The organism is Candidatus Symbiothrix dinenymphae, assembly GCF_001431085.1.
In genome coordinates, this window is the sequence record NZ_BBRU01000499.1 from 1 (window position 1) to 397 (window position 397).

A 397-nucleotide genomic window follows, 5' to 3' on the forward strand; every position below is an offset into this window, starting at 1 on the left:
TTATCTTAATGGTTGATAAATGTTCAGGTGTACGATGTTTAAGTATATATGTCTTTGAGCAAAAAAATGGAAATTGGAAATTAATGACAGGTACAAATACAGACATAAGAGAGAAAATTGCTATAAGAGTTGATAACGAACAAGATGAAATAGTATTTGAAACAGAAACAAGAAAAATAGGAAAATTGCCTATGTTCGGCGCAACGTGCAAAAAATGATAGACAGTTCGGCATAGGCTCTGCCTACATTGGATTAAAAAGCAAGGCTCCAGCCTTGCAAATGATTAGTACATAGTCGGATAAAAAAACGCATCTTGTTTAAAGACAGCGAGTTATCCGAGACAGGGTTCCTTAGTGATTGACTAAGGGGAAGCGAAGCTTTGGTTTTGGTGATTAAC

General features: G+C 35.8%; 1 protein-coding gene. It reads left to right on the plus strand.

Annotation, left to right across the window (positions count from 1 at the left end):
* A partial coding sequence (locus tag ASC50_RS05320; RefSeq protein WP_158648486.1) for a hypothetical protein occupies positions 1–218 on the plus strand: 218 nt, incomplete at its 5' end.
* Between the last annotated feature and the right edge of the window lie 179 nt (positions 219–397).